Consider the following 7,764-nt stretch of genomic DNA (forward strand, 5'->3'; position numbering starts at 1 on the left):
GGACGGAAGCTCGACGGCCTCCACCGTCCCGTCACCCGCATACGCACAGGCCACCAGCCCCGCCCCCAACCGCTCCACCGCCTGGTGATGGAACGTCGGCACCGACATCTCCTCGGGCACCAGGGCGGCGTACAACGTCCCCGGCACGGGCTTCACCGCGTGCCGCCCGAACTCCCCGGCCACCTCCGCGTGGCCGGGGAGATGCTGCACGAGCGTCCCCCCGAGGGCCACGTTCAGCAGCTGCATCCCCCGGCAGATCCCGAGCAGCGGTACCCCCGCCGCCAACGCCGCCTCGACGAGGGCCAGCTCCCAGGCGTCCCGCTCCCGCGCAGGCGGCCCCGTCCGGGGATCCCGCTCGGCCCCGTAGCGCCCGGGTTCGACATCGGGGCCGCCCGCGATCACCAGTGCGTCCAGCCGGGCCACGACGGACGCCGCGTGCTCGGGCGCGTCCGGCGGCAGCATCGCCGCCAGTCCGCCCGCCCGCTGCACGAGCCGCGGATACCCGGCCGGCAGGAGCGCCGCGTCCAGCTCCCACACCCCCCAGCGCGCCCCGGTCTCCAGGTACGTACTGACGCCGATCAGCGGCCTGTTGCCCGTCGCGTTCGCCATGCCCGCCTCCACCGCTCCCCGCCCATCCGAATGGACTCGACCCGAACCATTGAACACGCCCGCAGGTCAGGCGAGGAAGCCCCGCAGCAGCGCGGCCGTCCCCGCGCAGTGCTCGCGCATCATCTCCCGCGCGCCGTCCGCGTCCCCGTCGAGCACCGCCTCCACCAGAGCCGTGTGCTGGCGCTGCGAGTGCTCCAGGTTGCGCACCAGCAGCGGGATGCAGTCCAGCAGGTCGTTCACCGTGGCCCGGACCGCCGCGTAGCGCGCCGTGAGCGACGGCGAACCGCACAGCTCGGCGAGGGTGAGGTGGAGCATCGTGTCGAGGCGGCGGTACTCGGTGAGCGGGGCGTCCTCGGTGCGGGCCAGCGCATCCCGGAGCCGCCCCGCCTGCTCCTTCGTCAGGCCGTGCGCCGCGCACAGGCCCGCCGCGCCGACCTCCAGCACCTCCCGGAACCGGAGCACGTCCTCTATGTCGACCTCGGTGATCCGCCGCCGCAGCTCGTCCTCGCCGACCGCGTCGGTGCGGGGCAGCACGAACGTTCCTCCGTACCGGCCGCGCCGTGACTCCACGAGCCCCTGGTCCTGGAGGACCTTCAGCACCTCGCGCAGCGTCACCCGGCTGATGCCGAGCCGTTCCGCCAGGTCCCGTTCGGCGGGGAGCCGCTCCCCGCCGGGCACCAGGCCCAGCCGTACCACCTGGAGGATCTGCTCCAGGGCCTCCTCGAAGCCGTTCCCGGCCCGCACCGGCCGCAGTACCGGCGTGAGCCGGTCCGCCGGTTCCCCCTCAGCGCCCACCGGCATCCGGTCGCGCCCCCTTCCCAAGCAAAGGTTTTCGGCAATACCTTATGGCTCCCGGCCGTCCCGGCACAGCCGTAGCAGCAGAGGAAGCCTGAGGAGGCCCTCCCGTGGCAGACCGCACACCCCCGCTCGGCGTCGACGAACTGCACGCCCTCGTCGCCGGCGGTGAGATCGACACCGTCGTCCTCGCCTTCCCCGACATGCAAGGACGTCTCCAGGGCAAGCGTTTCGCCGCCCGTTTCTTTCTCGACGAGGTCCTCGAACACGGCACCGAGGGCTGCAACTACCTCCTCGCCGTCGACACCGAGATGAACACGGTGGACGGTTACGAGATGTCCTCCTGGGAGCGCGGTTACGGCGACTTCGCCATGCGCCCCGACCTCGGCACCCTGCGCCGCCTGCCCTGGCACCCCGGCACCGCGATGCTGATCGCCGACCTCGCCTGGGAGGACGGCTCGCCCGTCGTCGCCGCACCCCGGCAGATCCTGCGCCGCCAGCTGGAGCGCCTCGCCGAGCTGGGCTACACCGCCCAGGTCGGCACCGAGCTGGAGTTCATCGTCTTCAAGGACACCTACGAGCAGGCCTGGGACGCCCACTACCGGGGACTCACCCCGGCCAACCAGTACAACGTCGACTACTCGATCCTCGGCACCGGCCGCGTCGAGCCCCTGCTGCGCCGCCTGCGCAACGACATGGCCGGCGCGGGCCTCACCGTCGAGTCCGCCAAGGGCGAGTGCAACCCCGGCCAGCACGAGATCGCCTTCCGCTACGACGAGGCCCTGGTCACCTGCGACCAGCACGCCATCTACAAGACCGGTGCCAAGGAGATCGCCTCCCAGGAAGGCGTTTCCCTCACTTTCATGGCGAAGTACAACGAGCGCGAGGGCAACTCCTGCCACATCCACCTCTCGCTCGCGGACGCCGACGGCGCCAACGCGATGGCAGGGCCGGACGGGATGTCGCAGGTCATGCGGTACTTCCTCGCCGGACAGCTCGCCGCGCTGCGCGACTTCTCCCTGCTCTACGCCCCGCACATCAACTCCTACAAGCGGTTCCAGCCGGGTTCCTTCGCCCCGACCGCCGTCGCCTGGGGCCACGACAACCGCACCTGTTCCCTGCGCGTCGTCGGCCACGGCCGCTCCCTGCGCTTCGAGAACCGGCTGCCCGGCGGCGACGTCAACCCGCACCTCGCGGTCGCCGGACTCGTGGCGGCTGGCCTCCACGGCATCGAGCAGAAGCTGGAACTGCCCGAGCCCTGCGCCGGCAACGCCTACACCGCCGACTTCGCCCACGTCCCCACCACCCTGCGCGAGGCCGCCGAACTCTGGGAGAAAAGCCCCATCGCGCGGGCCGCCTTCGGCGACGAGGTCGTCGCCCACTACCGCAACATGGCCCGCGTCGAGCTGGAGGCCTTCGACGCGGCGGTCACCGACTGGGAGCTGCGCCGCTCCTTCGAACGCATGTGAGGCCCTTCGTGTCCGACCAGCCCACCTCCCACCCCTTCAGGTCCGACCAGCTCGCGGCCGAGCGGCTCCAGGTACTCAACCCGGCCACCGAAGAGATCGTCGCCACCGTCCCCGCCGCCACCGAGGCCGACGTCGACGCGGCCGTCGTACGTGCGACCCGCGCCCAGGTCCGGTGGGCCGCCCTCGCGCCCGGTGACCGTGCCCGCCTGCTGCGCCGCTTCGCCGTCCAGGTCGACGAACATCTCGAAGAACTGGCGCACTTGGAGGTCCGTGAGGCCGGCCACACCATCGGCAACGCCCGCTGGGAGGCGGGCAACGTCCGGGACCTGCTCGACTACGCGGCCGGGGGAGTGGAGCGGCTCACCGGGCGCCAGATCCCGGTCGCGGGCGGCCTCGACGTCACGATCCTCGAACCGCTGGGCGTCGTCGGGGTCATCGCGCCCTGGAACTTCCCGATGCCGATCGCGGCCTGGGGCACCGCCCCGGCACTCGCCGCCGGCAACGCGGTGATCCTCAAGCCCGCCGAGACGACCCCGCTGACCGCCCTGCGGCTGGCCGAACTCGCCCTGGCCGCGGGCCTGCCGGAGGATCTCCTCCAGGTGCTGCCCGGTCGCGGCCCCGTCGCCGGCAACGCGCTGGTCGAGCACCCGGGCGTGGCGAAGATCGTTTTCACCGGATCGACAGCCGTGGGCAAACGCGTGTTGGCGAAGGGATCCGAGCTGCTGAAGCGCGTCACCCTCGAACTCGGCGGCAAGAGCCCCAACATCGTCTTCGCCGACGCCGACCTCGAGGCCGCCGCCGCGGCGGCCCCCATGTCCTTCCTCGACAACTCGGGCCAGGACTGCTGCGCCCGCACCCGCATCCTCGTCCAGGCTTCCGTCCACGACCGCTTCCTGGACCTCCTCGCCCCCGCGATCGAATCGGTCGTGGTCGGCGACCCGGCGGACGAGAACACGGACATGGGGCCGCTGATCTCCAAGTCCCAGCTGGACCGCGTGCGTTCGTACGTGACGGACGACCTGGCCGGTATCCGCGGCAAGGCCCCCGAGGGCCCCGGCTTCTGGTTCCCGCCCACCGTCCTGACCGGCGTCGGCCCCGGCGCGCGGGTGGCGGTCGAGGAGGTCTTCGGCCCGGTCGCCGTCGTCCTGCCCTTCGAGGACGAGGCAGAGGCGATCGAACTCGCCAACGCCACCGACTACGGCCTCGCCGGCTCCATCTGGACCCGCGACGTCGGCCGCGCCCTGCGCGTCTCGCGGGCCGTCCGCGCGGGCAACCTGTCCGTCAACTCCCATTCCAGCGTCCGCTACTGGACCCCGTTCGGCGGCTTCAAGCAGTCCGGCATCGGCCGCGAACTCGGCCCCGACGCCCTGACCGCCTTCACCGAGACCAAGAACGTCTTCATCAGCACGGAGGGCCCCGCACAGTGACCAAAGAGATCGTCTGCCGCCGGCTCGTCGGCCGCACCGCCGTCATCACCGGGGCCGGCAGCGGCATCGGCCTCGCCGCAGCCCGCCGCCTCGCCTCCGAGGGCGCGCACGTCGTCTGCGGCGACATCGACGAACCCCGCGGCAAGGCCGCCGCCGAGGAGGTCGGCGGCCTCTTCGTGAAGGTCGACGTCACCGACCCCGACCAGGTCGAGGCGCTGTTCAAGGCGGCGTACGACACCTACGGCAGCGTCGACATCGCCTTCAACAACGCCGGTATCTCACCCCCCGACGACGACTCCATCCTCGACACCGGCCTGGAGGCCTGGAAGCGCGTCCAGGAGGTCAACCTCACCTCCGTCTACCTGTGCTGCAAGGCCGCCATCCCGTACATGCGGCGCCAGGGCAGGGGCTCCATCATCAACACGGCGTCCTTCGTGGCGAGGATGGGCGCCGCCACGTCCCAGATCTCGTACACGGCGTCCAAGGGCGGAGTCCTCGCCATGTCCCGTGAACTGGGCGTCCAGTTCGCGCGGGAGGGCATCCGCGTCAACGCGCTCTGCCCCGGACCGGTCAACACCCCGCTGCTGCGGGAACTGTTCGCCAAGGACCCCGAGCGGGCGGCCCGCCGCCTCGTCCACATCCCGGCCGGGCGGTTCGCCGAGGCCGAGGAGATCGCCGCCGCCGTCGCCTTCCTGGCCAGCGACGACTCCTCCTTCGTCAACGCCAGTGACTTCCTGGTCGACGGCGGCATCTCGGGGGCGTACGTCACGCCGCTGTAGGCCGCGTCCTAGAGTGCCGGGATGAGCATGACGCCCCCGCCCGGCTGGTACGCCGACCCGACGGCCCCCCACCAGGAACGCTGGTGGGACGGCACGGCCTGGACCGACCACCGGCGCACCCCGCAGACCCCGGCCACGCCGGGGGCGTCGGGGGCGTCGGCTTCGGCGTCGTCGGAGCAGGGCTTCGGACCTCCGGTGCCGGCTGTGACACCGGTTTCCGAGGGTTTCGGGCCGGCTGTGACACCGGTTGCCGGAGGTTTCGGGCCGCCGGCAGGTCCCGGCCCCTCCGCGTCCGGCGGTGGCGGCGGCCGGTACCGGGCCGTCGCCCTGGTCGTCGTCGCGGCCGTCCTCGTCGCGGCGGTCGTGACCGGAGCCGTCCTCCTGCGCGGGAGCGACGGCTCCGGCACGCGACCGGAGGCGGCCCCGCCCGCCGGCACCTCGGCCCCCGTGACGACCCCGGGCACCGCCACCGCCACACCCTCCGCCGACCCCTCCGCCACCGCGTCGACGGACCCCTCCGTCGTCGTCGACGAGCTGAACGGCATCACCCTCCCGCTGCCCGAGGGCTGGGTCCTCCCCGAGCACGTCGCCGAACCCGACGTCGTCATGACCACCGACGGCACCTACGACTGCCCCGGCGGAGGCATCTGCCGGCACGGCCTGGTGATCTCCCGCACCGTCACCGACACCGACCAGACCTCGCCCAGGGCACTGGCCGAGGCGGACATCGCCGACGCGGCCGACGACGCCTACGACAAGGACCTCATCGGCCGGAGCCCCTTCGGCGGCATCGAGTCCCACCAGACGGTGGCCGCCGGACAGGTCGCGGTCTCGGGCCGCGCCGGGTACTACGTCCGCTGGCGGGTGACGACCGCCGAGGGGCCCGGCGGCTACGTCCAGTCCCTGGTCTTTCCGTCCACCGTCGGCACCGAGGCACCCGTACTCGTCCGGTACGTCTTCGACGCGGGCGAGGACGGGCCGCCGCTCGCCGACATGGACCGCATCACCAAGGGCATCCGCCCGATCGGCGACGCGGACACGGGCGGCGGGGTCGGCAGCGGCCTCGGACAGACGCCGTGAGCCGTCGAACGCCGCTCAGCGAAGCGTAAGAACCGTCACAACCGTCACAACCGTCACGACCAGAGGCGCGACCTAGAGGAACGTCTGCCCCTCGCCGCGGTACGTCGGCACCGTCGCCGTCACCGCGTCCCCCTCGATCAGCCGCAGCACGTCGAACCGCTCGCACAGCTCACCGGCCTTCGCGTGCCGGAACCACACCTTGTCGCCGATCAGCAGGTCGTCGGCGGGGGAGCCGAGCAGCGGGGTCTGCACCTCGCCCGGGCCCTCCTGCGGGTCGTAGCGCAGCCCCTCCGGCAGATACGGCACCGGAAGCCGGTCCGGTCCGGGGGCACCGGAGGCGGGGTAGCCGCCGCCGAGGACGGTGACGACGCCGACGCCCGGCCGCCGTACGACGGGCTGGGCGAACAGGGCGGCCGGACGGCCGTTGAACGACGTGTAGTTGTCGAACAGACGCGGCACGTACAGTCCCGACCCCGCCGCGATCTCCGTGACCGCGTCCTCCGCGGCGGTGTGCTGCACACTGCCGGTCCCGCCGCCGTTCACGAACTCCAGGTCCGGCACCACGGCCCGCACGGCACGCACCACCGCGGCACGCCGCTCGACGAGTTCGCGGCGTGCGGTGGCCTGCATCAGCCGGATCGCACGGGACCGCAAGGGCCGCCCGGCCAGCGAGTCGCCCACCCCCGCGATGTGCCCCTCGTACGCCATGATCCCCACCAGCCGGAACCCGGGACGCCGGGCCACCGCCCGCGCCACGTCGGCGACCTGGGCGGGGGAGTGCAGCGGGGAGCGCAGCGCGCCGACCCGCATCCGCCCGCCCAGCAGCTTCAACGAGGTGTCCAACTCCAGGCAGACCCGCACCACTTCGTGTCCGTCACCGCGCGCGGAGTCGATGAGGTCGAGCTGGGCGACGTCGTCGACCATCACGGTGACGGCGGCGGCCAGCTTGGGGTCGCCCGCCAGTTCCGCGAAGCCGGAGCGGTCGGCGGAGGGATAGGCGAGCAGGATGTCGTCGAAGCCCGACCGGGCCAGCCACAGGGATTCGGCCAAAGTGAAGGACATGATGCCCGCGAAACCGTCCCTGGCCAGGACGCGTTCCAGCAGCGCCCGGCAGCGGACGGACTTGCTGGCGACGCGGACCGGCTTCCCGCCCGCCCGGCGGACCAGATCGTCCGCGTTGGCGTCGAATGCCTCCAGGTCCACGATGGCGAGAGGAGCGTCGAGATGGGTGGTGGCCCGGTCGTACCGGGCCCGGTCGGCGGCGCGCGCAGTCATGGACGCAGCCTGCCAGACCCGATTACCGCAGGGTAGGGGGACGTTCCGGGCAGATGCCCCGGGGGGCGCGGACTGGTTCCCGTTCGCGCAGGAACAAGCCGTAGAGTGACGCGCACGCACGGAGGACGGCTCCGGCCGGGTACCCGTGCCGGGATGCCGGTCCGTCCGTGCGGGTATGCGTGCCCAGGAAGGACCGGCGTGTCCGTACCGGGGCCGCCCGGGCGAGGAGACCGGCCCGCGCAGGACAACGACGGCGCGGGCACGAGGAAACGGGGGGTGCATGAGCACGGAAGCACGCCGCGCCTCGATCCCCCCGCGCCGTCGTTGTCC

At 72.6% G+C, this 7,764-nt stretch carries 7 protein-coding genes; 4 read left to right on the plus strand and 3 right to left on the minus strand.

Annotated elements, in window-relative coordinates; all coding sequences use genetic code 11:
* Positions 1–609: gamma-glutamyl-gamma-aminobutyrate hydrolase family protein (locus tag P1P75_RS37430; RefSeq protein WP_319263838.1), on the minus strand; the 609-nt coding region annotated here is incomplete at its 3' end.
* A gap of 66 nt (positions 610–675) precedes the next feature.
* On the minus strand, positions 676–1,410 hold the full coding sequence (locus tag P1P75_RS37435) for an FCD domain-containing protein (RefSeq protein ID WP_319263840.1): 735 nt from the start codon (positions 1,408–1,410) through the stop codon (positions 676–678).
* A gap of 104 nt (positions 1,411–1,514) precedes the next feature.
* Here P1P75_RS37435 and P1P75_RS37440 point away from each other — a divergent pair, with 104 nt between their 5' ends.
* From P1P75_RS37440 to P1P75_RS37455, 4 genes are read left to right on the plus strand one after another with little or no spacing between them, the layout of a single operon-like run.
* Positions 1,515–2,873 carry a glutamine synthetase family protein gene (locus P1P75_RS37440; RefSeq protein WP_319263842.1) on the plus strand — a complete coding sequence of 453 codons (1,359 nt, stop codon included), beginning with the start codon at positions 1,515–1,517 and terminating at the stop codon, positions 2,871–2,873.
* Positions 2,874–2,881: 8 nt separating this feature from the next.
* Entirely contained in the window at positions 2,882–4,300 is a 1,419-nt protein-coding gene (locus tag P1P75_RS37445; RefSeq protein ID WP_319263844.1) for an aldehyde dehydrogenase family protein, read from the plus strand.
* Positions 4,297–5,079 carry a 3-oxoacyl-ACP reductase gene (locus P1P75_RS37450; RefSeq protein WP_319263846.1) on the plus strand — a complete coding sequence of 261 codons (783 nt, stop codon included), beginning with the start codon at positions 4,297–4,299 and terminating at the stop codon, positions 5,077–5,079. The genes P1P75_RS37445 and P1P75_RS37450 overlap by 4 nt, the downstream gene beginning before the upstream one ends.
* A gap of 27 nt (positions 5,080–5,106) precedes the next feature.
* Positions 5,107–6,159 carry a DUF2510 domain-containing protein gene (locus tag P1P75_RS37455; protein ID WP_319263850.1) on the plus strand — a complete coding sequence of 351 codons (1,053 nt, stop codon included), beginning with the start codon at positions 5,107–5,109 and terminating at the stop codon, positions 6,157–6,159.
* Positions 6,160–6,231: 72 nt separating this feature from the next.
* Here P1P75_RS37455 and P1P75_RS37460 read toward each other — a convergent pair whose 3' ends face one another.
* On the minus strand, positions 6,232–7,434 hold the full coding sequence (locus P1P75_RS37460; protein WP_319263848.1) for an amino acid deaminase/aldolase: 1,203 nt from the start codon (positions 7,432–7,434) through the stop codon (positions 6,232–6,234).
* Positions 7,435–7,764 lie beyond the last annotated feature (330 nt).

The organism is Streptomyces sp. ID05-39B (assembly GCF_033794725.1).
GTDB classification, from domain to species: Bacteria; Actinomycetota; Actinomycetes; order Streptomycetales; family Streptomycetaceae; genus Streptomyces; species Streptomyces bobili.

What these genes read in the sequence shown, in the direction of transcription:
- P1P75_RS37435 (WP_319263840.1), bottom strand. Translation starts at nt 1,410, where the DNA reads ATGCCGGTGGGCGCTGAGGGGGAACCGGCGGACCGGCTCACGCCGGTA.
- P1P75_RS37455 (WP_319263850.1), top strand. Translation starts at nt 5,107, where the DNA reads ATGACGCCCCCGCCCGGCTGGTACGCCGACCCGACGGCCCCCCACCAG.
- P1P75_RS37460 (WP_319263848.1), bottom strand. Translation starts at nt 7,434, where the DNA reads ATGACTGCGCGCGCCGCCGACCGGGCCCGGTACGACCGGGCCACCACC.